Here is a 24,424-nt window from a genome sequence, read left to right on the forward strand (position 1 = left end):
GATGAATCCCGACAACTATCTGTACCTGTCGGCGCTGTTGTTCACCATCGGTGCGTCGGGAGTACTGTTGCGGCGCAACGCCATCGTGATGTTCATGTGCGTCGAGCTCATGCTCAACGCGGCCAATCTGGCGTTTGTCGCGTTCTCCCGCATGCACGGCCAACTCGACGGCCAGGTGGTGGCGTTCTTCACCATGGTGGTCGCCGCCTGCGAGGTGGTAGTCGGCCTCGCCATCATCATGACCATCTTCCGCACCCGCCGCTCGGCCTCGGTCGACGATGCCAGCCTGCTGAGGCACTAAGGGCACCATGACGATTCCTGTATGGCTCGTGATCGCCCTCCCCGCCGCCGGGGCCGCGGTGCTGTTGTTGGGCGGCCGCCGAACCGACCGCTGGGGACATCTGCTGGGTTGTGCTGCCGCGCTCGCATCGTTCGCTCTCGGGGCGGTGCTGTTCACCCAGATGCTGGGTCGCCCCGACGAACACCGCGCGGTCCAGGAATCTCTGTTCTCCTGGGTTCCGGTGGCCGGCCTGCAGGTGGATTTCGGGTTGCAGCTGGATCAGCTGTCGGTGTGCTTCGTGCTGTTGATCACCGGAGTGGGCTCGCTGATCCACATCTATTCCATCGGCTACATGGCCCACGATGCAGGGCGGCGACGATTCTTCGCGTATCTGAACCTGTTCCTGGCGGCCATGCTGTTACTCGTGCTCGCCGACAACTACCTCGGCCTGTACGCCGGGTGGGAAGGCGTCGGCCTGGCCTCGTATCTGTTGATCGGGTTCTGGTCGCACAAGCCCTCGGCCGCCGCCGCGGCCAAGAAGGCTTTCGTCGTCAACCGGGTCGGTGACATGAGCATGGTCATCGCGCTGATGATCATGTTCGCCACCATCGGGTCGATCTCGTTCGCCGGGGTCTTCAGCGCCGCACCGGCATTGGGGGAGAACACCCTGACCGCGATGGGTCTGCTGCTGTTGTTGGCCGCGTGCGGCAAATCGGCCCAGGTGCCGCTGCAGTCCTGGCTGGGGGACGCGATGGAGGGCCCGACCCCGGTATCCGCGCTGATCCACGCCGCCACCATGGTCACCGCCGGCGTCTATCTGATCGTGCGGTCCGGCCCCATCTTCGACCTGGCCCCCGGCGCCCAGACCGGCGTGGTCATCGTCGGCGCGGTCACCCTGCTGTTCGGGGCGATCATCGGTTGCGCGAAGGACGACATCAAGAAGGCGCTGGCCGCATCCACCATGAGCCAGATCGGCTACATGGTGCTGGCCGCCGGACTCGGGCCGGCCGGGTACGCATTCGCGATCATGCACCTGCTCACCCACGGATTCTTCAAGGCCGGGTTGTTCCTCGGCGCCGGATCGGTGATGCATGGCATGAACGACGAGGTCGACATGCGCCGCTACGGCGGGCTGCGCAAGGCACTGCCGATCACCTTCGCCACCTTCGGCCTCGGCTACCTGGCCATCATCGGGGTGCCGCCGCTGGCCGGCTTCTTCTCGAAAGACAGCATCATCGAGGCTGCCCTGGGCGCCGGGGGTGTGCGGGGTGCGGTTCTCGGCGGCGCGGCCATCCTGGGCGCCGGGATCACCGCGTTCTACATGACCCGGGTGATGCTAATGACCTTCTTCGGTGAAAAGCGCTGGGCCCCAGACGCAGATCCGCACGAGGCACCCGCCGTGATGACCTGGCCGATGATCCTGCTGGCGATCGGCTCGGTGGTCTCCGGTGGCGCGCTGGCCATCGGCGGCACGCTGTCGCACTGGCTCGAGCCCGTCGTCGGCAGCCACGAGGCACACCACGCGATCCCGGCGTGGGTGGTCACCGCGATGGTGCTGGCGGTGGTGGCGGTCGGCGTCGCGGTGGCCTACCGAATGTACGCGCAACGGCCGGTGCCGGCCGAGGTGCCCGATGGGTCGGCATTGACGGTGGCAGCGCGACGCGATCTCTACGGCGACGCATTCAACGAGGCAGTGTTCATGCGAGGCGGCCAGACCCTGACCGCGGCCCTGGTGACCGTCGACGACAAGGTTGTCGACGGTACCGCCGGCGGGCTGGCGGCGCTGGTCAGCCGAACCTCGGCCGGAATGCGTCAGCTGCAGACCGGCTTTGCCCGGTCCTATGCGCTATCGATGTTGGCAGGGGCAGCTCTGGTGGTGGCGACGATCCTGGCGGTGCGACTGTGGTGAGCACGTTTCCGTGGCTGACAGTGCTGTGGGCGATCCCGACGGTCGGGGCCGCGGTGGTGATGCTGCTCCCGGCCGGGCAACGAACCCTGGCGAAGTGGCTGGCGCTGACGATCTCGCTGGCGGCCCTGGGCCTGACGGCGGTGATCGCGGTCGGCTTCGATCCGGCCGGTGAGCAATACCAGTTCGTCGAATCGCACCCCTGGATCCCGTCATTCGGAACTGGCTACATCCTCGGGGTCGACGGCATCGCACTGGCCCTCGTGGTTCTGACCGCCGTGTTGCTGCCGCTGCTCATCCTTGCGGGCTGGAACGACGCCACCCACCAGACCGGTCTCCGCGGCCGGGGCGTTCAGGCCTATCTGGCGTTGACACTGGCTTTGGAGGGCATGGTGTTCATGTCCCTGGTGGCGCTGGACATCCTGCTGTTCTACGTGTTCTTCGAAGCCATGCTGATCCCGATGTACTTCTTGATCGGTGGGTATGGAAGGGACCGTGGTGAGTCCTCGAAAGCGGCAGTGAAGTTCCTGCTGTACAACCTGTTCGGCGGACTCATCATGCTGGCCGCGGTGATCGGCCTGTATGTGGTCACCGCGGGTAGCGACGCATTCAGTTCGGGCACTTTTGATTTCCGGGCCATCGTCGCCGCAGTGTCGTCGGGTGAGCTCGTGATCAACCCCGCGGTGGCGAACTTCCTCTTTCTGGGCTTCATGTTCGCTTTCGCCGTCAAGGCGCCCCTGTGGCCGTTTCACCGGTGGCTGCCCGATGCCGCGGTGCAGGCCACCCCGGCCAGCGCGGTGCTGATGATGGCGATCATGGACAAGGTCGGCACCTTCGGCATGCTGCGCTATTGCCTGCCGCTGTTCCCGGACGCCTCAACGTATTTCCGTCCTCTGGTAATCACGCTCGCGGTGATCGGCATCGTCTACGGCGCCGTCCTGGCCATCGGCCAGACCGATGTGATGCGGTTGATCGCCTACACCTCGATATCGCACTTCGGTTTCATCATCCTGGGCATCTTTGCCATGACGAGCCAGGGTCAGTCCGGATCGACGCTGTACATGATCAATCACGGGATCTCCACCGCCGCGTTGTTCCTGATCGCCGGATTCCTGGTGTCGCGGCACGGTTCCCGGTTGATCGACGCCTACGGCGGTGTGCAGAAGGTGGCCCCGGTACTCGCCGGAACGTTCCTGGTCGCTGGGTTGGCAACCTTGTCGCTACCCGGCCTGGCGCCGTTCATCAGTGAATTCCTGGTTCTCCTGGGTACTTTCACCCGCTATCCGGTGGTCGCGGTGTTCGCCGCCACCGCACTGGTGTTGTCGGCGGTGTACATCCTGTGGATGTACCAGCGGATGATGACCGGTCCGGTCCGCGACGGGATCGCCGACGGCGAGCGCCGGGTCAGCGACCTGGTGCCTCGCGAGATCGTCGTGGTGGCCCCCTTGATCGCGCTGCTGCTGGTGCTGGGCATCTATCCCAAACCCGCCCTGGACGTGATCAATCCGGCCGTGCAACACACTCTGACCACCATCGGGCAGACCGATCCCGCGCCCAGTGCACCACCGACCGTCGCCGAGGGGGGCCGCTGATCATGGTGACACCGAGCATCGAGTACAGCCTGCTGTCCCCCATGCTGATCGTGTTCGGGGTGGGGGTCGCCGGTGTCCTGGTCGAGGCATTCCTGCCCCGGACGGCCCGTTACCGGGTGCAGGTTGCCCTCGCGCTGGGCGGGCTGGTCGCCGCAGTGGTGGCGGTCGTCCTGCTGGCCCGGGACCTGCACGGCAGCCCCGGCCGCCCGGCCGTACTGGGCGCGGTGGTGCTCGATGCACCGGCGCTGTTCCTGCAGGGCACCATCGCCGTGGTCGGCATACTGGGCATTCTGCTGATCGCCGAACGACAGCCCCGGTCGGAATCCGCCACCGGTGAAAGGGGTTTGGACGGGTTCGCGCCACAGGCCTCGGTGGCGCCGGGCAGCGTGGCCGAGCAGCTGGCCACCAAGGCCGGAATCATGCAGACCGAGGTCTTTCCGCTGACCATGTTCGCCATCGGCGGCATGCTGCTGTTCGGGGCCGCCGATGACCTGCTGACCATGTTCGTCGCGCTGGAAGTCTTGTCACTGCCCCTGTACCTGCTGTGCGGGCTGGCCCGTCGCCGGCGGTTACTGTCGCAGGAAGCGTCGCTGAAGTACTTTCTGCTGGGGGCATTCTCGTCGGCCTTCTTCGTGTACGGCGCCGCCATGATGTACGGCTATGCCGGCACGCTGGACCTGCGCGGCATCGCCGATGCCGTCACCGCCGGAGCGCCGCATACCCCGTTGGCATTGATCGGAATCGCCCTGCTGCTGGTCGGAGTGCTGTTCAAAGTCGGTGCGGTTCCGTTTCATTCGTGGATCCCCGACGTGTATCAAGGCGCCCCCACCGCGATCACCGCGTTCATGGCCGCGGCCACCAAGATCGCCGCGTTCGGTGCGATGCTGCGGATCTTCTATGTCGCGGTACCAGAGTTGCGCGACGATTGGCGGCCGGTCCTGTGGGCGATAGCGATCCTGACCATGGTGGTCGGCACCCTCACCGCCGTCACCCAGACCGACGTCAAACGCATGCTGGCCTACTCTGCGGTGGCACACTCGGGGTTCATTCTCACCGGAGTCATCGCTGCCAACCAAGCCGGGGTGTCCTCGACTCTGTTCTATCTGTTCGCCTACGGATTCAGCACGCTCGGCGCGTTCGCGGTCGTCGGTCTGGTGCGCAATGCCGCCGGCGAGGAGGCCACCGCGATGGCCCAATGGGCCGGGCTGGGTCGGCGCTATCCGATTGTCGGCGTGGTGTTTTCACTGTTCCTGCTGGCATTCGCCGGGATTCCGCTGACCAGCGGATTCGTCGGTAAGTTCGCGGTGTTCAAGGCGGCTGCCGAAGGCGGTGCGATCCCGCTGGTCATCGTCGGCGTCGTCGCCAGCGCCGTGGCGGCCTACTTCTACGTGCGGGTGATCGTGCTGATGTTCTTCACCGACCCGCCCGAGGACGCACCGGAGGTGGTCGTTCCGAGCGGACTCACCACCGCCGTCGTCGCCTTCACTGCGGTCATCACGTTCGTGCTCGGCGCGCTGCCGCAGCCGGTGCTGGATCTGGCCGACAACGCCGACACCTTCCTGCGCTGAGTTCCCCGCGAACCTCGGGCTACATTCGACCCCATGACAACCGTCCTGACCGCTGACCACGGCGCCGTGCGCGTGCTCACCCTGCATCGTCCGCAGTCGCGGAATGCCCTGGGACGTGAGCTGATCGAGGAGCTCTTCGGCGCCCTCGAGGACGCCGATACCGATCAGGACGTGCGGGCCATCGTGCTCACCGGAACCGACCCGGCGTTCTGCGCCGGCGTCGACCTCAAAGAAGCCCAGACGCTCGGTATGGAGTATTTCGAGGAGTTCCGGTCGCACAACTGCATCACCAAGACCGGCGAGCTGCGTACCCCGATCCTCGGGGCGATCAATGGAGCCACGTTCACCGGCGGACTGGAGTTGGCCCTGGGCTGCGACTTCCTGATCGCCTCCGACCGCGCGGTGTTCGCCGACACGCACGCCCGGGTCGGGATCCTGCCCGGGGGCGGGATGACAGCGCGGCTGCCCCACGTGGTCGGTGCTGCGATGGCGCGCCGGCTGTCGATGACCGGTGAGGTCGTCGATGCCCTCCGCGCCGAACGCCTGGGCCTGGTCACCGAAGTGGTGCCCCACGGGCGACTCCTGGACCGCGCACTGGAGCTCGCGGGCCAGATCGCCGAGGTGCCCGGCCCGATCATGACCGGGCTCAAGGAGATCTATGTCCGCGGCACGGCCCCACTGATCTCACCCGCGCTATCGGCGGAGCAGGACATCGCCGGCACGCAGGCGCGTGATTTCGACGGTCTGGGTGACCGGTATCAGACGGTAGCCCAACGGAATCGCGGCCAGATCGACCCCACCGTCAGGCCGACCCGGGAGGGTCGTCGGTAGTCACCGACCCATGCACCAAGATCGCCGCCGTCTGCGTCACCCAATTGTCGTCGAGTTCACGCTCGGGCCACAGCAGCATCCGCAGCAGGGTCGATCCGCCGATGAGCTCCACCAGACGGTCCGGGTCGACATCGGCCTGCACCTCACCGCGCGCGATGCCGTCGACGATCCGGGCGCGCACCGCGACGAACATCCCGGCGAACCGCTGCATCACCCTCGCGTTGAGGTCGGTGTCGGCGGCGACATCGGCAACGAGTCCGGGCAGTGCCGCGCGCACCACCGGGCTGGTGAATACGTCGCGTGCGGCACCCATCATGGCCTGGATATCGGCGGCGATGTCACCGGCCGGGGTGGTCAGCGCCGTGGCGGAGGCGGGAAAGACCGCCTCGTGTACCAACTCGGCTTTGCTCGACCACCGGCGGTAGAGGGCAGTTTTCGTGGTTTGCGCACGCTCGGCCACTGCGGCCATCGTCAGGTTCGCGTAACCGATTTCGACAAGCAGGTCCGCCGTTGCGCGCAATATGGCAGCGTCGATGCGCGGGTCGCGAGGACGTCCCGCTCCGGAGGTCTTGCCAACCGCTGATGGCTCTGCTTTCATAACGCTACTAACAGTATCGTAATTGGGTTCGTAAGGAAAAGTTGAATGGCAAACGAGGCCGTGGACGCTCCTGTCGAGAAGATCGACCACCTGCAACGCTCCAGCCGCGACGTCACCACCCTGCCATCGGTGCTGTCGAAATGGCTGTCCACCGTGATGCCGGGAGGTGTCGCTCCCGAGATCACCGTTGAAAGCGGAGTCGACTCCAACGGCATGTCGTCCGAAACGATCATGCTGACCGGTCGCTGGGAAGAAGATGGCGAGGCGGTCGAGCAACGGTGGGTGGCCCGCGTCGCCCCCACGCCCGAGGACGTTCCGGTGTTCTCGTCGTACCGGCTTGACCACCAGTTCGAGGTGATGCGTCAGGTCGGCGAACTCACCGACGTGCCGGTCCCCAACGTGCGCTGGATGGACACCACCGGCGAGGTGCTGGGCACGCCGTTCTTCCTGATGGACCGGATCGACGGCCAGGTGCCGCCCGATGTGATGCCCTACACCTTCGGGGGCAACTGGTTCGCCGATGCTCCGGTCGAACGCCAGCGCGAACTGCAGGACAGCACGGTGGAGGTACTCGCAAAGCTTCACGCGATCCCCGACGCAGCCGAGCGGTTCGCGTACCTGTCCGAGATCGGCCAGTCGGGCGACACCCCACTGCGCCGGCAACTGGGCTGGCTCAAGGGTTGGTACGACTACGCGGTACCCGATATCGGCCGGTCCCCGCTGGTGGAGCGGGCACTGCAATGGCTGGAGGACAACTTCCCCGAGGATGTGGCAGCCTCGGAAACCGTTTTGACGTGGGGTGATTCGCGTATCGGCAACGTGCTGTACGACGATTTCCGCCCGGCCGCCGTCCTCGACTGGGAGATGGCCACCCTCGGCCCCCGCGAGCTCGACGTTTCATGGATCATCTTTGCGCACATGGTGTTTCAGGAGCTGTCCGGTATGGCCGGGCTGCCGGGACTGCCCGATGTGATGCGCGAGGAGGATGTCCGCGCCACCTACCGCGAGTTGACCGGGGCCGAGTTGAGCGACCTGCGGTGGTTCTACATCTACTCAGGTGTCATCTGGTGCTGCGTGTTCATGCGCACCGGCGCCCGAAGGGTGCACTTCGGCGAGGCCGAGAAGCCCGACGACATCGAAACGATGTTCTACCACGCACCGCTGCTGCGGCGTCTGATCGAGGAGTCCTGATGCTCGGCCCGATGGACGAATACCCGCTACATCAAGTTCCCCAGCCGATCGCCTGGCCGGGATCTTCGGACCGGAACTTCTACGACCGTTCGTACTTCAACGCCCATGACCGCACCGGCGACATCTTCGTCATCACCGGCCTCGGCTACTACCCCAACCTCGGGGTGAAGGACGCCTACTTCCTGGTGAGGCGCGGAGACGAGCAGACGGCGGTGCACCTGTCCGACGCGATCGATCAGGACCGGCTCAACCAGCACGTCGGCGCTTACCGGGTCGAGGTCACCGAACCGCTGCGCAGGATCCGCATCGTGCTCGAGGAGACCGAGGGCGTGGCCGCCGACCTGGCCTGGGACGGCCTGTTCGACACGGTCCAGGAGCAGCCGCACCTGATGCGTCAGGGGAACCGGGTCACGCTCAACGCCCAGCGGTTCGCCCAAATGGGTTCCTGGAGTGGATTTCTGGAGATCGACGGCCAACGTATCGACGTCGACCCGGAAACCTGGATCGGCTCCCGCGACCGGTCCTGGGGCATCCGCCCGATCGGTGAGGCCGAGCCCGCCGGGCGTCCGGCAGACCCGCCCTTCGAAGGTATGTGGTGGCTGTACGTGCCGATGGCGTTCGACGATTTCTCGATCGTCTTCATCATCCAGGAGGATCCCAGCGGGTTCCGCTCGCTCAACGACTGCAGCCGCGTCTTCAAGGACGGCCGCGTCGAACAGCTCGGCTGGCCGCGGGTGAAGATCCACTACCGGTCCGGTAGCCGGATCCCGACCGGGGCCACCATCGAGGCCACCGCTCCCGACGGCACCCCCGTCCGGTTCGATGTGGAATCCAAACTGCCCGTGCCGATCCACGTCGGCGGCGGGTACGGCGGCGACGTCGACTGGATCCACGGCGTGTGGAAGGGCGAGAAGTTCACCGAGCGGCGCACCTACGACATGACCGATCCGGCGGTCGTCGGCCGGACGGCGTTCGGCGTGATCGACCACGTCGGGCGGGCCGTCTGCACCGAGGGCACGAGCAACCCCGTCGAAGGCTGGGGGCTGTTCGAACACGGTGCGCTCGGCCGCCATGACCCGTCCGGTTTCGCCGACTGGCTCACCGTCGCTCCCTGACCCGCCCGGCGTCACACCAGAGTGGCTGTCAACGGCGACATCCACTCTGGTGTGACATTCGGTGCGCTAGGCGGCCCAAAACAGCGCGGCCGCGCCGGCCGCCTCGACCAGGCAGTAGAACCAATTGGGGTAGAAGGCCGTCCGCTCGTCGAACACGGCGGAAAGAGCGCGGCCGACTGCCATCCCCGCCAGTGCGGCGCCGACGGTGAGCAGTATGCCGGTGCGCACCTCCCCCGGCGCCACAGCCGCGTAGGCCAGCACCGCAGCAATGGCGATACCGAAACCGCCATACACGCCACGCACTTCCGCGCGGGCCGCGGCGGTTCTGAGATCGTAGTCGAACGGCCGCAGAATCGCCTTCGGCGCTGCCAGCGCATACACACCCATGCAGGCGAAGAACACGCCGACGACGGCGATCACAGCAAAAGTCACGATAACCTCCCGATCAAGTGGTCCGCTCATGATGCAGACTGAACCCATGCCGGCGCTTCCACAAACCTGCTGTCCCACGGTGTGGTTGTGGCCCGGGCAGGCGCTGTACTCCGGACCCGGAATGGGTTTGCAACCGCACTCCGGATCGGTGTGGTGCCTGGCCTTCGGCGTCGACGGACCTCTGACAGTGACGATTCAGGGCAATGAGATCGTGGCGCGCAGTGTGTTGATCCCACCACGACTCACCCATCACCTTGCGATGAAGGGCGGGTTGGTGTCGTGCTATCTGGATCCCGGTTCGCCGCGGACCGTATCGTGCCGTGAGCAATTCACCGAATTCCGACACAGCATCGGTGTCGGTCATGACGCCGAGACCGCGCTGACGGCGGCACCGGCGGACGACGACGCCGCCCAGCGCTGGCTGGACCTGGCTGCCCCGGACACGCCACATCGGATCGATCCACGGATCGAATTGGTGGCCAAGCAGATTCGTGACAATCCGGCGGAGGCGGTATCGGCATATGAGTTCGCGACGGCTGCGGGGTTGTCCGAGTCGCGGTTCCTGCATCTGTTCCGCCGCGAGGCCGGGACCAGTCTTCGCCGCTACCGGATGTGGAGCAGGCTTGTCGCGGCAGGAAGCGCCGTGGCGGCCGGCCAGAGCCTGACCACCGCCGCCGCCGATTCCGGGTTCGCCAGCCCGTCACACCTGGCCGACAGCTTCAAGACCACGTTCGGGCTATCGGCCACACAGCTGCTCTCGACGGGACTGCGCATCCGCACACCGTGACGAGCGTGCGCAAACCGCCGATGAAATACGGCGCGCCGGGCGGCAGACACGCACGCTCGCATGATCAGGAAGCAGCCGACTCGGCAGCGGGCGCGCGGCCGAAGACCATCGACTCGTCGATGCGGTCGAAGCGGTGGTCGATGGCATCCAGCAGATAGTTGTGCCGCACGTGCCACGGCCGCTTGGTGCCCGAACGCGGCAGCGCGTGCTCGGAACGCTGGATGTAGCCGGCCTCGAGATCCCAGGTCCGCTTCTCCGGCATCGGTGCCGCGCCCTTGTGCGGGTAGGCATGGGTGTAACCGTGAGCACCCATGTACGCCAACAGGTTCGCAAACGCCCGCGCGGTCATGTCGGACCGCAGCGTCCACGACGCGTTGGTATAGCCGATGCACCAGGCCAGGTTCGGCACGTCCTCGAGCAGAAACTCCTTGTAGACGAACCGTTCGGTCGGCTTGACCTCCTGACCATCGACCGCGAGGCGGGTGCCGCCGAGCGCCTGCAGTTGCAGGCCGGTCGCGGTGACGATCACGTCGGCATCCACCCGCCCACCGGATTTCAACACGATGCCCGTGGCGTCGATGTGATCGACGTGATCGGTGACGACGTCGACCCGACCATCGCTGATGTGCCCGAACAGATCCCCGTCGAGCACCAGGCACAACCGCTGATCCCATGGTTTGTACCGCGGCTTGAAATGCACGTCGACCGGATACCCCTCGGGCAGCGCCGCCGTGAGCTTCTTGCGCAGGAAGCTGCGACCGAGATCGGGGGCCGAGCGGAAGAAGAAATAGCTCAGCACGTGGATCATCGCGTTGCGGAACCGCACAACCTGGTGAGATAACTTGCGCGGCAATATTTTACGGATGGTCTGCACCGACGGAACGATGCGGTCCGCTGCCACCATGTAGGTCGGTGAGCGTTGCAGCATCGTCACGTGCGAAGCCTGCTGCGCCAGCGCGGGTACCAGACTGACCGCGGTCGCCCCACTGCCGATCACCACGACCCGCTTACCCGAGTAATCCAGCGACTCGGGCCAGAACTGCGGGTGCACCACCTCGCCGCCGAAGGTCTCGACACCCGGAAACTCCGGGGTGTACGGCTCGTCATAGTTGTAGTAGCCGGTGCCGAAGAACAGGTACCGGCATCGGTAGATCCTGGCCTGGCCGTCCTGCTCCGTCTCGACGGTCCAGGTGTCGGTGCTCGAATCCCAATCCGCCGACAACACATGGGTGTTGAACCGGATGTGGCGGTCGATACCGTGCTCCCGGGCGGTCTCGGTCAGGTAGTCGCGAATATCGGCGCCGTCGGCGACGTTTTCGGGCTTGGTCCAGGGTTGATACGGGAAGCTCAGCGTGAAGATGTCGCTGTCCGAGCGGATCCCGGGATACCGGAACAGGTCCCAGGTGCCGCCGATCCGCTCCCGGCGTTCCAGCACCGTGTACGTCAGTCCGGGGTTCTTCTCATGCACCCGGTAGGCCGCGCCCAAACCCGAGATCCCGGCCCCGACGATGAGCACATCCGAATAGTCCGGATCCGCAGCACGGCGAGCACCGCCCATGGCGAACCTCCTTTGGTCCCGACGAGTACCACCACCCTAGGCGTTCAGTCGCGCAGTGCGTCAACGATCTGGGCAAGCGAATCCACTGCGATCGGACCCGGCTGATACAGGCAGATCCGATCGGAAACCCCGGCCACGCGCTCACGGATGTGGGCGGCGATGTCGGCGGGGCTACCGCACGCCGCGATGGTATGCAGCACCTCGTCGTCGATCAGCGAACCCATCTCCTGCCAACGGCCCTGTTTGGACAGCGCGTTGAGCTCTGGCTGCAGATCGCCCCAGCCGTGCGCGTCGAGTACCGGCCGATAGGCCGGGGTGGAACCGTAGAAAGCCAGCAGTCGTCGCGCCGCATCGTGATCGTCCCCGACCGACACGATGATCTCCGGGACGATCGCCAGGTCCGCTTCGTCACGCCCGGCGGCCGCGAGCCCGTCACGCACCGCGGGCAGGGTCGCCTCGTGCAGGAACCGCTTGGAACCGAACGGCATGACCAGCAGGCCGTCGGCGAATTGTGCGGTGGCCCGGGTGAGCCGGGGGCCCAGCGCACCGACATAGATCGGCGGCGGACCGTACGGGTTGTCCTGAGGGGTGAACGTGGGCGTCATCAGGGTGTGCCGGTAGTACTCGCCTCGAAAATCCAGCCGCTCGCCGGTGTCCCAGGCCGCGAAGATCGTCCGCAGCGCCGCGACGAACTCGGACATCCGGGCCACCGGCCGGTCGAAGTCCGCACCGAATCGCTTCTCGATCTGCGTACGGATCTGGGTGCCGAGGCCCAGGGTGAAACGCCCGCCGGAAAGGATCTGGTGGTCGACGGCCTGGTGCGCCAGGTGAATCGGGTTACGGGGAAACGCAATTGCCACATTGGTCATCAGGTCCAGATCCCCGACGGTGCTGGCCAGCGTCAAGGGGGTGAACACATCGTGGGGGCCTTCAAAGGTGAACACCCCACTGGCACCGGCCTCACGTAGGGCCGCGGCCCGACCGATCGCGTCTCGCGGACCGAACAGTGCTGTCATGACCTTCACGCGTGAGAGCCTAGACACGTGAGTATCCCAACCAGCACCGACGTTGTCGTGGTGGGCGCCGGCTTCGCCGGCCTGACCGCCGCCCGCGCCCTGCTCCGGCTCGGACACGAGGTGGTGGTGCTCGAGGGTCGGGACCGGGTGGGGGGTCGCTCGTCGACCACCACGGTCGCCGGGGTGCCGGTCGACCTGGGCGGCACGTTCGTCGGCCCCACCCAGGACGCGGTGCTGGCGCTGGCCGACGAGCTCGGATGCCGCTCCGTGCCCACCTATGACCGCGGCAAGAACCTGATCCTCTGGCACGGGCGGGTCCGGTCCTATCGCAGCACGATCCCGCGGCTGTCGATGATGGAACTGTTCGACGTGTCCCGTATCCAGTGGCGCTTCGAACGCCTGAGCCGCCTGATCCGGGTGAAAGAGCCGTGGAACAGTGCGAACGCCCAGAAGCTCGATGAGCTGACCCTGGAACAGTGGCTGCGCTCGGTGGGCGCCAACGCCTCGACCCGCAACCTGATGGCGATCATGTCCCGAGTCACGTGGGGCGCCGAGCCCGACGAGGTGTCGATGCTGCACGCCGCCCGCTACGTCAAGGCCGCGGGCGGGCTCGACCGCATGCTCGACGTCCGGGGCGGCGCCCAGCAGGAGCGCTTTCCCGAAGGCACCCAGCAGATCGCGTGGAAGATGGCCGAGGAACTCGGCGATCGGGTGGTGCTCAGCGCCCCGGTGAACCGCATCGAGCGACACGACGACGGCACCGTGGCGGTGAGTTGTCCGTCCGGCGTGGTTCGGGCACGCGCGGTGATCGTGGCGATCCCGCCGCAGCACCGGACCGGGATCGAGTTCAGCCCGGCACTGCCCGAGCCCTACACCGAACTAGCCGCCAACTGGCCGCAGGGCAACCTCAGCAAGGCCTACGCCGCCTACGAGAAGCCGTTCTGGCGCACCAACGGATGCTCGGGCGAGGCATTGTCCGACGAGGGGCCGGTGTTCATCACGTTCGACGTCAGCCCGGGTGACGGTGGTCCCGGCATCCTGCTGGGTTTTACCGACGCCCGAACCTTCGACCGGCTGCCACCGGCGGAGCGCCGCGAGCAGGCCCTGGCCGGGTTCGCCGCCCTGTTCGGCGATGCCGCCCTGAAACCGATCGATTACCTCGATCACTGTTGGAGCGCAGAACAATTCGCGCCGGGCGGACCGACCGCGGCGGTGCCGCCGGGATCGTGGACGCAGTACGGTAAGTGGCTACGGGAACCGGTGGACGCGATCCACTGGGCCGGCACCGAAACCGCGGACAGGTGGACCGGTTTCCTCGACGGGGCGGTCCGGTCCGGTCAGCGTGCGGCCACCGAGGTGGCCGACCGCCTCACCGGCTGAGCGCGTTACCGAATGTCTGCCTCAGGTGACGTCACCGATGCGGCCAGCGCCCGCAACTGGGCGTTCACCTGTGACGGGCATTCCAGAATGGCGCAGTGTCCACCGGGCATCTCGACGAAAGCACTCAGGTTCGGAGCCTCGGCGGCGATGCGGCGGGCGGCGTTGATCGGCAGCAAGCGGTCCTTGGTGCTGCCGACCACCAGCGTGGGCACCGACAGGTTCTGCAGCGAGATGTGTTGCGCACCCAGCCCGTTGACCAGAGTGCGGGCCCAGCCGCCGCGTCCGGCCGACGGAGTCTCGGCGAACAGTTGATAGATGAACTCCGCCACCCACGGGTCGGCGTCACGGCCCACCGCCAGGTGCGCGACGAAACGCTTGTTGGGCCGGTCGATGAGCCGCGGGATGCGGGTACCGCCGAAGGTCCGGATCGCCGTACCCGCGGCCAGGACGCGCGTCGATGCCAACGGCGCAGGCACTCTCAGCAATTTCACGTCGCGCACCAGATCCCCGGTGGTGGTGTTGATCAGTGCGACCGCGTCGGCCCGGGCCGCCACCTGGGCCGGATAGCGCTGCGACCACGAGGTGATCGCGATGCCGCCCATCGAATGCCCGGCGATGACGGCCCGTTCACCGGGCTTCAGCGTGGCATCGAGCACTGCGTCCAGGTCGGCGGCGAGGTGGTTGAGGCTGTAGCGGTGGCGCCCGCGTGGAGCCTCGCTGCGGCCGTGCCCGCGATGGTCATAGGCAATGACCCGGTGGTCGGTAGCCAGATCGGCGATCTGATGGGCCCAGACCCCGATCGCACAGGTGATGCCGTGGGCCAGCACGATCGGGTAGCCGTCCTCGGGGCCGAACACCTCGGCGTGCAACCGCACGCCGTCGACGGCGCGAACCTGGACGGTACGTCCCGGCGGCAGCGGGGGAAGGGTCATGATGCTCCCATCGTCGACGTCGTTGCCAGGTGAAACCGGGGATTCACGATCCCTGCCGCTCCGGTAACCGGCACGTCGACGAGCTGTGGGTCGGCTCCGGCATCGAGCACCGCCGCGGCGCGGGCGTTGAGCATCCGGTGATGCTAAGCCACCGACTTGACACCTGTCACAATTGGCTGGCGAACCACCAAAGGAGACACCGATGCGTGCAGCTCAGATCACCCGACTCGACGGTCCCGACTCGGTGCGGGTGGCCGAGGTCGAAGAACCCTCCGGTACCGACGCGGTCGTGATCGACGTCCACGCCGCGGGGGTCGCGTTCCCGGACGCCCTGCTCACCCGCGGGCTCTATCAGTACAAACCGGAGCTTCCGTTCACCCCGGGCGCCGAGGTCGCCGGTGTGGTGCGCAGCGCCCCCGCCGGAGCGCACGTCCGCGCCGGTGACCGGGTGCTGGGCCTGACCATGCTCTCGGGCGGGATGGCCGAAGTCGTCGCCCTGCCCGCCGAGCGGGTGTTTGCGCTGCCGGACGCGGTGTCGTTCGAGGCCGGCGCCGGGATCCTGTTCAACGACCTGACCGTCCAGTTCGCCTTGCGCACCCGCGGCCGGTTGGCAGCCGGCGAGACCATCCTCGTGCACGGCGCGGCGGGCGGCATCGGCACCTCGGCGCTGCGACTGGCACCGGCACTGGGGGCCGCACGCACCATCGCGGTGGTGTCCACCGAGGAGAAGGCCGAGATCGCCCGGGCCGCAGGCGCATCCGATGTGGTGCTGGCCGACGGATTCCGCGACGCGGTGAAGGAGCTCACCGGCGGTCGCGGTGTGGATGTCGTCGTCGATCCGGTCGGCGGTGACCGCTTCACCGACTCATTGCGCTCGCTGGCCGTCGGTGGGCGACTGCTGGTCGTCGGGTTCACCGGAGGCGAGATCCCCACGGTCAAGGTCAATCGTCTGCTGCTCAACAATGTCGACGTCATCGGCGCGGGTTGGGGCGCCTGGACGTTTTCGCATCCCGGCTATCTGCAGGAGCAGTGGGCCGAACTGCAACCGCTGCTGGCTTCTGGCGCTGTGCCCGCACCCCAGCCCGAGGTGTACCCACTCGAGCGGGCCGCCCACGCCATCGCATCGCTGGAGAACCGCAGCGCCAAGGGCAAGGTAGTGCTCACGCTTCGCTGATCGACCCGTATCCAGGAATAACCGCACCGACGTCGATGTTGCGGGATGCGTGACCGAGCATGCCGAACTGAGCCCGACCGACTGGGTACGCGAGCAGACCCAGCGCATCCTGGAACAAGGCACCACCGACGGAGTCGAGATACTCGACCGCCCCATCGTGCTGTTCACGACGACGGGCGCCAAGTCCGGCAAGAAGCGGTACGTACCGCTGATGCGCGTGGAAGAGAACGGCCGCTACGCGATGGTGGCCTCCAAGGGCGGCGCCCCCGAGCACCCGTCGTGGTACTTCAACGTCAAGGCCAACCCGGCCGTGACAGTGCAGGACGGTGACACGACCGCGTCGCTGACCGCCCGCGAAATCTCCGGTGACGAACGCGAGCACTGGTGGAAGCTGGCCGTCGCGGCCTACCCGCCCTACGCCGAGTACCAGACCAAGACCGACCGACAGATTCCGGTCTTCATCGTCGAATGACGGCTACCACCAACCGAGGGCGTCCGACAACTGCCGGGCCAACTCGGTGGTGAGCGTGCGCACATAGGCCGCCGACAGATGGTGGGCATCGTGGTAGACCAGCACGTTGCCCTCGACGGCGCGGCAGATGGTCGGGCGGCATACCGCGTCACTGAGGTCGAGGGCCTTCATCAGCGGATAGTCGGCCAGGTGGGCGAGGGTCGGATTGCGCTGGGCCAGGGCTTCGTTGCGCGGCACCCCGCAGGACTCGGCGTCACCGCCGGACGACAGACAGTCCACCGGCGAGAAGAACCAGCCGCCACGGATCATCCACGGTGTATCACGCACGCCGAGCATCGGGATCCCGTTGGCGGACAATTCATCCCAGATCCCCAGGTAATAGTCGGGCACATAGTCGCCCGGGCCGTTGAGGATCGGACGTGTCGAGGTGAAGAACACGTAGTCCGGTCTGTCCGCAATGATCTGCGCCAAGGCGTTGTCCGACCACGTTCGGCAGGACGGGTACGTCTCGAAGGACCCCGCGATGATCGGCACGCGTTTGGTGGTCAGCGGACAGCCGAACTTCAGGTAGGTGGTCACCCTGACGCCGTGCTGACGACCGATCTGGTGCAGCGCGGTCAGCCAGTGCTCGGAATGTGACCCGCCGGCCAACGCAATCGTGTGGGCGCCCTTGGGGTCTCCGTACACGCACGTGACGACCTCGCCGCCGGTGAACCCCGTGACGCAATGGTCGACCGACGACGGAGGGATGTCGTCCTCGGCCTCCAGCGCACTCGGGCGCATCGGCAGCTTCGCCACCGTGCGGTTCTCGATGAGTGCCTGCGCGCCCGGATAGTCACGCATCGAGAGCATGCCCAGTTCCGCACCGCTGGTCCGGGCGAGTGCGACATGTCCCTGCCACATGAGCGATGACGCCACGAGCATGACCGCGACCAACACCACGACCGCACCCGACACCATCCTGATACCGACCCCGCGATGCCATCGCAGGTGGGCCCACCTCGCGGTGAGGACCGCCAGCACGACGGCGACCAGCATGACCGCGATGCCATCGACCGGGCCGACGGCGTCGTCGTTGGTGGTCGCCAACCAGAAGATCAACACGGGCCAGTGCCACAGGTACAGCGGATAGGCCAGCATCCCGGCGGCGACCAGCGGGCTGCTGCGCAAGAATTCGTCCGTCCTCGACGACGTCTCCGCGATGCCGCTGACGATGATCAGCAGCGTCGCCGCCACCGGAATCAACGTCCAGATGCCCGGGGACTGCACAGTCCGGTCGGTGAGCACACCGCACACCAGGATTGCCGCCAGCCCGATTGCCGGCGCACCGGCCCGCCACCGGCCGCTGGGCCGGATGCGGCCCACCCGGCCTGCCACGAAGGCCGCGGCCAGCACCCCGGCCAACAGCTCCCAGGCCCGAGCGGCGGTGCTGTAGTAGCCGAGCATCGGGCTGTGTGACTGCGTGGTGACCGCGTAGTACAGCGATACCGCCATCGCGGCACCGGACACGGCAACCAGAATGGTGCGTCGCGCGCCACCACCTCGACGCACCGTCACCGCGACGACCGCAGCGGCCAGTACGACGAACGCGAGCGCGAACTGGCCCAGCACCGAGACCGCCCACAGGTGGTGCAGCGGGGTCACCGCCGCACCGGCCTGCACATAGTCGTCCGCCGAACCGAGCAACTGCCAATTCTGATAGAAGCCCAGGCCGGCCAGGGTCTGCTCGGCGAAGGACTCCCACCGGGTCTGCGGCTGGATGAGCACGGTCAGCACCGCCGACACGACCAGTACGAGAACGAGCGGCGGCACCACCCACCGCACCACCCGGCCCACCTCCGCGGCCAATGCGGACGGGCTGGCGGTATCGATACTCCCCAGGACGCGACCGCCGACGAAGTAGCCGGCCAGGACCAGTAGGACATCGACGCCGCCGGATGCCCGTCCGAGCCAGAAATGGCAGACGACCACCATCACGATGGCCACACCGCTCAATCCGATCAGGTCGTCACGGCCCCGCCGCGTGGCAGCAGGAACGCGAACCGGATCGTCAACAATCACGTGCACGCTGAACTTTCCCTGGGCTGTCTTCGCCGGTCACTGACGACGAGAACACCCGGGGGCACGCCGTTCGCCGCACCGAGCATAGGCCACCGGGACATATGGTCGCGGTGGCGGCCGGACAAACCTGAGGGCCGAAACGGATAGATGACGCTTATCAATTGTACGGAACGGCCATGGGCATATTTGCTCGGCAAAATCTAGCCTTGAGTCATGACCGCCACCGCCACCGCCACCGCCACCCCGGCCGCCAAGAAGTCCGTGTACCGGCCCTTGGAACTGTTCGCCACCGACCGACTGCTCGATCACGACGAACGCGAGATCGCAGCAACGGTGCGCAAGTTTGTCGATACCCGGCTGAAGCCCAACGTCGGGGAATGGTTCGAATCGGCGACTCTGCCCAGGGAGCTGGCCAAGGAGTTCGGCAACCTCGGGGTGCTCGGCATGCACCTGCAGGGTTACGGCTGCGCGGGCACCAATGCCGTCAGCTACGGCCTGGCCTGCATGGAGCTCGAGGCCGGTGACAGCGGGTTCCGCAGCTTCGTCTCCGTCCAGGGCTCGCTGTCGATGTTCTCGATCTACCGCTACGGCTCGGAAGAACAGAAGAACGAATGGCTGCCCCGACTGGCCGCCGGCGACGCGATCGGCTGCTTCGGCCTGACCGAGCCCGACTTCGGTTCCAACCCCGCAGGCATGCGTACCCGCGCCCGCCGCGACGGCAGCGACTGGGTGCTCAACGGCACCAAGATGTGGATCACCAACGGCAACCTCGCCGACGTGGCCACCGTGTGGGCACAGACCGATGACGGTATCCGGGGCTTCCTGGTGCCCACCGACACACCGGGATTCACCGCCAACGAGATTCACCGCAAGCTCTCGCTGCGGGCCTCGGTGACCTCCGAACTCGTGCTGGACAACGTGCGGCTGCCCGCCTCGGCGCAACTGCCGCTGGCCGACGGACTGTCCGCCCCCCTGTCCTGCCTCAATGAGGCCCGGTTCGGCATCGTGTTCGGGGCGCTCGGCGCGGCCCGCGACAGCCTGGAGACCGCGATCGACTACGCCGGCTCGCGCGAGGTGTTCGACAAGCCGCTGACCAGCTACCAGCTCACCCAGGAGAAGCTGGCCAACATGGCCCTCGAGCTCGGCAAGGGGATGCTGCTGGCGATCCACCTCGGCCGCATCAAGGATGCCGAGGGGGTCCGGCCCGAGCAGATCAGCCTGGGCAAGCTCAACAACGTCCGCGAAGCACTGTCCATCGCCCGTGAATGCCGGACCCTGTTGGGCGGCAGCGGAATCACGCTCGAATACGCACCGCTGCGCCACGCCAACAACCTGGAATCCGTCCTCACCTACGAGGGCACCTCCGAGATGCACCTGCTCTCCATCGGCAAGGCGCTGACCGGGCAGGCGGCCTTCCGCTGATGACCGCCGTCATCGAGCACCTGATCGGTGGGCAGTGGGTGCCCGGCACCGGCGATGAGCTGCTCAGCGTGAACCCGGCGCAGCCGAGTCTGGTTGTGGCTCGGGGAAATGACGCACGTGTCTCCGATGTCGACACCGCGGTGCGTGCCGCCACGGCAGCGGCGGCACCTTGGGCCACCACCCCGATGCACCAGCGCGGAGCAGTCCTGCTGGGCGCTGCGGACATCGTCGACCGCAATGCGCAGACGTGGGGGCTGGAGCTGGCCCGCGAAGAGGGCAAGACGAAAGCCGAAGGCATCGGCGAGGTTCGGCGGGCTGCGCAGATCCTGCGCTATTACGGAAATGAAGGAGATCGGCAGTCGGGCGAGATCTTCTCCTCCCCCCGGGTCGGCGAACAGATCCTCATCACCCGCAAGCCGTTGGGTGTGGTCGCAGTGATCACGCCGTTCAACTTCCCCATCGCCATCCCGGCCTGGAAGATCGCACCCGCGTTGATCTACGGCAACACCGTGGTGTGGAAGCCCGCGAGTACCGTTCCGCTGCTGGCGATTCGACTCGCGCAGGCGCTGACCGAGGCCGGCCTGCCCGCCGGTGTGCTCAATCTGTTGATCGGCGGACCCGACATCGGTAACGCCATCGTCGACCACCGCGGTATCGACGGCATCACGTTCACCGGTTCCACCGGGGTCGGGCGGTGCATCGCCGCGGCCGCGGCGGCGCGTGGAGTTCCCGCACAGGCCGAAATGGGCGGCAAGAACGCCGCCGTCGTCCTCGATGATGCCGATATCGATCTGGCCCTCGAACAGGTGATGCTCGGCGCATTCCGCTCGACCGGGCAGAAATGCACCGCCACGTCCCGTCTGATCGTCACCGAAGGGATCGCCGAGAAGTTCCTGGCCACGCTGGCCGAGCACGCGGCGGCACTGACCGTCGGAGACCCGACCGACGATGCGACCCAGATGGGCCCGGTCATCAACGGCACTGCACACCAGTCCATTTCGGCGGGGGTTCAGGCCGCGGCCAGGCAAGGCGCCACGGTGTTGACTGGTGGGCGCCCCTACGCCGACGGCCCGCTGGCCGAGGGCTACTTCATCGCTCCCACCATCATCGAACTCGAGGGTGCACCGGCCGACGTGTGGACCGACGAATTGTTCGGACCGGTGCTCGCGGTCAAACGGGCCGCCGATGCCGACGCCGCGTTCGCACTCGCCAACGACAGTGAGTTCGGCCTCTCGGCGGCGGTTTTCACACAGGACCTGACCCGGGCGCTGCAGGCAGTCGAGCAGATCGACGTCGGAGTGCTGCACGTGAACTCCGAGTCTGCCGGCGCCGATCCGCACGTACCGTTCGGTGGCGCCAAGAAGAGCGGGCTCGGCCCCAAAGAGCAGGGTGGCGCGGCACGGGACTTCTTCACCCACTCCACCACGGTGTACCTACGCGGCGGGCGACCGGGCGCATGAGCGAAGCTTGCGAGCGGATTCCGGGTACCGGCGCACTGGACGGTGTCGTCGTCGTCGATTTCAGCCGCGTGCTGGCCGGGCCGTACGCGACCATGATGCTCGGTGATTTCGGCGCGGAGGTCATCAAGATCGAACGCCCAGGTACCGGCGACGACACCCGGGCCTGGGGACCGCCCTACGATTCATCCGGAGTGGCAACATATTTCAACTCCGTCAACCGGAACAAGCGGTCACTGGTGCTGGACCTGACCGACCCGGACGACCGGGATCACGCCCGGTCCCTCGTGGCCGGTGCCGACATCGTGGTCGAGAACTTCCGGCCGGGCACCATGGAGAAACTGGGACTGGGCTACGAGGACCTGCGGGCAATCCGTCCCGATGTCATCTACTGCTCGATCACCGGGTTCGGCCACGACGGCGGCGCCGGATTGCCGGGCTATGACCTGTTGGTGCAGGCGGTCGGTGGGTTGATGAGCGTCACCGGCACCGAACCCGGCGATCCCACCAAGGCCGGCGTGGCCCTGGTCGACGTGCTGGCCGGACTGCACGCGCTGAGCGGAATCCTGGCGGCACTGGCGCATCGCGATCGCACCGGGGTGGGCCAGCGCGTCGACACCAACCTGTTCTCGGTGTTGTTGTCCTCCATGGTCAACCAGGCTTCCGGGTATCTGGGCGCCGGTGCAGTACCGCAGATGATGGGTAACCGCCATCCGAGTATCGCGCCGTATCAGACGTTCGACACCGCCGACCGGCCCATCGCGGTCGCGGTCGGCAACGACAAACAGTTCCGTGCCTTCGCCTCGGCCATCGGCGAACCTGAGCTGGCCGACAACCCCCGGTTCCGCACCAATCCGGAACGGGTCGCACATCGGGATGAGTTGTGCGCCATCATCGAAACCGCGTTGAAGAACCACGGTGCCGACCACTGGTACGCGGCACTGACCGCCGCGAGTGTGCCGGCCGGGCCGATCAACGACCTGTCGGAGGCCTTCGCGTTCGCCCGCGAACTCGGGTTGGAAGCGACCGTTGCGGTGCCCGGAACGTCCACACCCCAAGTGGCCAACCCGATCACGTTGTCGGCGACACCGGTCACCTACCGCAGCGGCCCGCCTCGGCTCGATGCCGATTCGCTGGACGAGGGCGACCTCACCCCGAGCGGGACGCCAGTAGCTGCCAGGCCCTGAGCGCCAGCCACAGCTGCGCCCGGGTGTCGGCCGATTCAAGGTCATCGCCCAACAGATGACAGATGCGGCGCATCCGGTTGCGCATGGTGTGGCGATGAACCGCCAGCTCGGCAGCCGCCGCCTCCATCTGGCCGTTGCGGCCGAGAAAGGCCGCCAGGGTGGGGATCAGCTCGTCACCCCCGCCCAGCGAGTCCAATGGTGCTGCCAATACCCGGAGTTCGGCGGTACTTCGCCCCTCGAGCAGCACCCCCATCGGGCTGAGTTCACCGAATTCGCCGAACCGCCCGCCCCCGGAATGCGCCGCGATGCGGGCCTGTTCCAAGGCCGTGTGCAGATCGGCCAGCCCGGCGGGCCGGCTCATCCCACCACCGACCACGATTCCCGTCTGCTGTTCGAGCTCCGCGACGACACTGCGGATACGACGTCGGCTCCCGCCTGCCGGGACCACGAGCACGATCTCGTCACCCATCGGAGCCATCAGAAACGATGCCAGCACCCGGCCCAGTACATGCTCGGCGGCCAACACCGGCCCCGCACCGGTGAACGACGCCACCACGATGTCCCCGTCGGGTTCGAAACCGAAGTAGCGCAACACCGCACTGTCCACCGCACCGGCGCCCGAAATTATCTCGCGGGTCACCGCTGTCCTCAGCAGTTGCTCGGCATCGACCACCCGGGCCGGCTTCTCGATCGCGATCGAGATCAGCGACACGGCGTGCGCGACCAGGAACCGGTCGGCGTTGGACATCGGGTCGGCCGTGCGGACCGCAAGCCGACCGCGAACGGGTTGGGCGGCCCGCAGGGTCTGAATGGTGACATAGGCATCCCCGTCCGTGGTGACATAGGCGCCCTGCCTGCGCGTCGGAGGAACCTGCTCGCCCAGTACGGAGATCAGCCGCTCCTGGGCACCACCCGCGGCGGCCAACACGGTGTCGTCGGTGTCGACCACCACGACGGTCGCGGACAGACAGTCGGCCAGCGCATCGACCACCCCGGGGATGCCGCCCCGCAGCGTCGCCCGGGCCAGCACCTCCTGATCGTCCACGACACGCTGCACCGATCGCAGTTCGTCGGCCTTGAGTGCGTCGATCACCATGCGGGCGATCGCGATGAACGGCGTCGACGCGGGAACCTCAAGCACCGGGATCCCCAACTGATCGCCGGCGGCGCGCACCGCCTGCGGGATGTCGGCAATCGTGGTGCCGGTGTCGATGGCCAGCGCCGCGGTCCCGGCCGCGGCCAGCCGTGCCACGTAGGCGGCCTGTGCATCGGCGTCGGCCCCGATGTTGATGCCGGTGGTCATGACCAGTTCACCACCGGCCAGATACGGGGTCGGGTCGGTCAACTCGATCGCATGTGCCCAGGAGATCTCACGGTCCGCACCGCGCGCTCCGGCCACCAGAACGAGGCCGAGGTGCTCCAGCTCGGTCAGATCCCGCACGGTGAGTGCCACAGGAGAAGTCTT

At 66.9% G+C, this 24,424-nt stretch carries 22 protein-coding genes; 14 read left to right on the top strand and 8 right to left on the bottom strand.

From position 1 onward, the window contains the following. The first annotated feature begins 1 nt into the window (after position 1). Genes nuoK through G6N44_RS09050 form a run of 5 tightly spaced genes read left to right on the top strand, consistent with a single transcriptional unit; the run spans position 2 to position 6,177 of the window. Complete coding sequence (nuoK, locus tag G6N44_RS09030) at positions 2-301, top strand: NADH-quinone oxidoreductase subunit NuoK (RefSeq protein WP_044516943.1); 300 nt, start codon at positions 2-4, stop codon at positions 299-301. A 7-nt stretch (positions 302-308) separates the two neighbouring features. Then, positions 309-2,189 (top strand): NADH-quinone oxidoreductase subunit L, encoded by a 1,881-nt coding sequence (nuoL, locus tag G6N44_RS09035; RefSeq protein ID WP_163663254.1) that lies wholly within the window; start codon positions 309-311, stop codon positions 2,187-2,189. Further along, positions 2,183-3,778 (top strand): NADH-quinone oxidoreductase subunit M, encoded by a 1,596-nt coding sequence (locus G6N44_RS09040; RefSeq protein ID WP_163663257.1) that lies wholly within the window; start codon positions 2,183-2,185, stop codon positions 3,776-3,778. The genes nuoL and G6N44_RS09040 overlap by 7 nt, the downstream gene beginning before the upstream one ends. 2 nt (positions 3,779-3,780) lie before the next feature. After that, the gene (gene nuoN, locus G6N44_RS09045) at positions 3,781-5,346 is read left to right on the top strand and encodes an NADH-quinone oxidoreductase subunit NuoN (RefSeq protein ID WP_163663260.1); all 1,566 of its coding nucleotides are present in this window, start codon (positions 3,781-3,783) and stop codon (positions 5,344-5,346) included. A 33-nt stretch (positions 5,347-5,379) separates the two neighbouring features. Beyond that, on the top strand, positions 5,380-6,177 hold the full coding sequence (locus G6N44_RS09050) for an enoyl-CoA hydratase (protein WP_163663263.1): 798 nt from the start codon (positions 5,380-5,382) through the stop codon (positions 6,175-6,177). On the opposite strand, the gene G6N44_RS09055 is transcribed toward G6N44_RS09050, so the two are convergent. Beyond that, entirely contained in the window at positions 6,149-6,775 is a 627-nt protein-coding gene (locus G6N44_RS09055) for a TetR/AcrR family transcriptional regulator (RefSeq protein ID WP_163663265.1), read from the bottom strand. The two genes, G6N44_RS09050 and G6N44_RS09055, sit on opposite strands and share 29 nt — an antisense overlap. A 45-nt stretch (positions 6,776-6,820) precedes the next feature. Between G6N44_RS09055 and G6N44_RS09060 the strand changes: the two genes are divergently transcribed. Both G6N44_RS09060 and G6N44_RS09065 read left to right on the top strand, forming a co-directional pair. Beyond that, positions 6,821-7,966, top strand: coding sequence for a phosphotransferase family protein (locus G6N44_RS09060; protein WP_163663267.1), 1,146 nt, complete (start codon positions 6,821-6,823; stop codon positions 7,964-7,966). Next, positions 7,966-9,081 carry an Rv3169 family protein gene (locus tag G6N44_RS09065; protein ID WP_163663271.1) on the top strand — a complete coding sequence of 372 codons (1,116 nt, stop codon included), beginning with the start codon at positions 7,966-7,968 and terminating at the stop codon, positions 9,079-9,081. The genes G6N44_RS09060 and G6N44_RS09065 overlap by 1 nt, the downstream gene beginning before the upstream one ends. Positions 9,082-9,147: 66 nt before the next feature. Here G6N44_RS09065 and G6N44_RS09070 read toward each other — a convergent pair whose 3' ends face one another. Further along, positions 9,148-9,543 carry a DUF4345 domain-containing protein gene (locus tag G6N44_RS09070; RefSeq protein WP_179964501.1) on the bottom strand — a complete coding sequence of 132 codons (396 nt, stop codon included), beginning with the start codon at positions 9,541-9,543 and terminating at the stop codon, positions 9,148-9,150. A gap of 16 nt (positions 9,544-9,559) precedes the next feature. Between G6N44_RS09070 and G6N44_RS09075 the strand changes: the two genes are divergently transcribed. Continuing rightward, the gene (locus tag G6N44_RS09075; protein WP_235682982.1) at positions 9,560-10,300 is read left to right on the top strand and encodes a helix-turn-helix domain-containing protein; all 741 of its coding nucleotides are present in this window, start codon (positions 9,560-9,562) and stop codon (positions 10,298-10,300) included. A 64-nt stretch (positions 10,301-10,364) separates the two neighbouring features. Here G6N44_RS09075 and G6N44_RS09080 read toward each other — a convergent pair whose 3' ends face one another. Both G6N44_RS09080 and G6N44_RS09085 read right to left on the bottom strand, forming a co-directional pair. After that, positions 10,365-11,858, bottom strand: a complete 1,494-nt coding sequence (locus G6N44_RS09080; protein WP_163663274.1) for a flavin-containing monooxygenase — start codon at positions 11,856-11,858, stop codon at positions 10,365-10,367. Between the two features lie 44 nt (positions 11,859-11,902). Next, positions 11,903-12,874 (bottom strand): TIGR03617 family F420-dependent LLM class oxidoreductase, encoded by a 972-nt coding sequence (locus tag G6N44_RS09085; RefSeq protein WP_163669756.1) that lies wholly within the window; start codon positions 12,872-12,874, stop codon positions 11,903-11,905. 27 nt (positions 12,875-12,901) lie between these two features. Between G6N44_RS09085 and G6N44_RS09090 the strand changes: the two genes are divergently transcribed. Then, a complete protein-coding gene (locus G6N44_RS09090) occupies positions 12,902-14,254 on the top strand; it encodes a flavin monoamine oxidase family protein (protein ID WP_163663278.1) in 1,353 nt (450 codons plus the stop codon). A gap of 5 nt (positions 14,255-14,259) precedes the next feature. Here the strand turns inward: G6N44_RS09090 and G6N44_RS09095 are convergent, their stop codons facing one another. Together G6N44_RS09095 and G6N44_RS09100 are read right to left on the bottom strand one after the other, a co-directional pair. After that, complete coding sequence (locus G6N44_RS09095; protein ID WP_163663281.1) at positions 14,260-15,186, bottom strand: alpha/beta fold hydrolase; 927 nt, start codon at positions 15,184-15,186, stop codon at positions 14,260-14,262. Further along, positions 15,183-15,320, bottom strand: coding sequence for a hypothetical protein (locus tag G6N44_RS09100; protein WP_163663284.1), 138 nt, complete (start codon positions 15,318-15,320; stop codon positions 15,183-15,185). The genes G6N44_RS09095 and G6N44_RS09100 overlap by 4 nt, the downstream gene beginning before the upstream one ends. A gap of 68 nt (positions 15,321-15,388) precedes the next feature. On the opposite strand from G6N44_RS09100, the gene G6N44_RS09105 reads away from it, so the two are divergent. Next, positions 15,389-16,360, top strand: a complete 972-nt coding sequence (locus tag G6N44_RS09105; RefSeq protein ID WP_163663287.1) for an NADPH:quinone oxidoreductase family protein — start codon at positions 15,389-15,391, stop codon at positions 16,358-16,360. Between the two features lie 49 nt (positions 16,361-16,409). After that, positions 16,410-16,832 (top strand): nitroreductase family deazaflavin-dependent oxidoreductase, encoded by a 423-nt coding sequence (locus tag G6N44_RS09110; RefSeq protein ID WP_163663290.1) that lies wholly within the window; start codon positions 16,410-16,412, stop codon positions 16,830-16,832. A 3-nt stretch (positions 16,833-16,835) separates the two neighbouring features. Here the strand turns inward: G6N44_RS09110 and G6N44_RS09115 are convergent, their stop codons facing one another. Further along, positions 16,836-18,899, bottom strand: coding sequence for an acyltransferase family protein (locus tag G6N44_RS09115; protein WP_163663293.1), 2,064 nt, complete (start codon positions 18,897-18,899; stop codon positions 16,836-16,838). 207 nt (positions 18,900-19,106) lie between these two features. Between G6N44_RS09115 and G6N44_RS09120 the strand changes: the two genes are divergently transcribed. The 3 genes from G6N44_RS09120 to G6N44_RS09130 are packed head-to-tail and all read left to right on the top strand — an operon-like array spanning position 19,107 to position 22,959. Next, positions 19,107-20,315 carry an acyl-CoA dehydrogenase family protein gene (locus G6N44_RS09120; protein WP_163663296.1) on the top strand — a complete coding sequence of 403 codons (1,209 nt, stop codon included), beginning with the start codon at positions 19,107-19,109 and terminating at the stop codon, positions 20,313-20,315. Beyond that, positions 20,312-21,775, top strand: a complete 1,464-nt coding sequence (locus tag G6N44_RS09125) for an aldehyde dehydrogenase family protein (protein ID WP_179964561.1) — start codon at positions 20,312-20,314, stop codon at positions 21,773-21,775. Before G6N44_RS09120 ends, G6N44_RS09125 begins: the two co-directional genes overlap by 4 nt. After that, positions 21,772-22,959 carry a CaiB/BaiF CoA transferase family protein gene (locus tag G6N44_RS09130; RefSeq protein ID WP_163663300.1) on the top strand — a complete coding sequence of 396 codons (1,188 nt, stop codon included), beginning with the start codon at positions 21,772-21,774 and terminating at the stop codon, positions 22,957-22,959. Before G6N44_RS09125 ends, G6N44_RS09130 begins: the two co-directional genes overlap by 4 nt. Here G6N44_RS09130 and G6N44_RS09135 read toward each other — a convergent pair. Next, complete coding sequence (locus tag G6N44_RS09135) at positions 22,922-24,412, bottom strand: PucR family transcriptional regulator (protein WP_163663302.1); 1,491 nt, start codon at positions 24,410-24,412, stop codon at positions 22,922-22,924. The genes G6N44_RS09130 and G6N44_RS09135 overlap by 38 nt on opposite strands. Positions 24,413-24,424: the final 12 nt, after the last annotated feature.

Origin of the sequence: Mycolicibacterium alvei (assembly GCF_010727325.1) — a bacterium.
GTDB lineage: Bacteria > Actinomycetota > Actinomycetes > Mycobacteriales > Mycobacteriaceae > Mycobacterium > Mycobacterium alvei.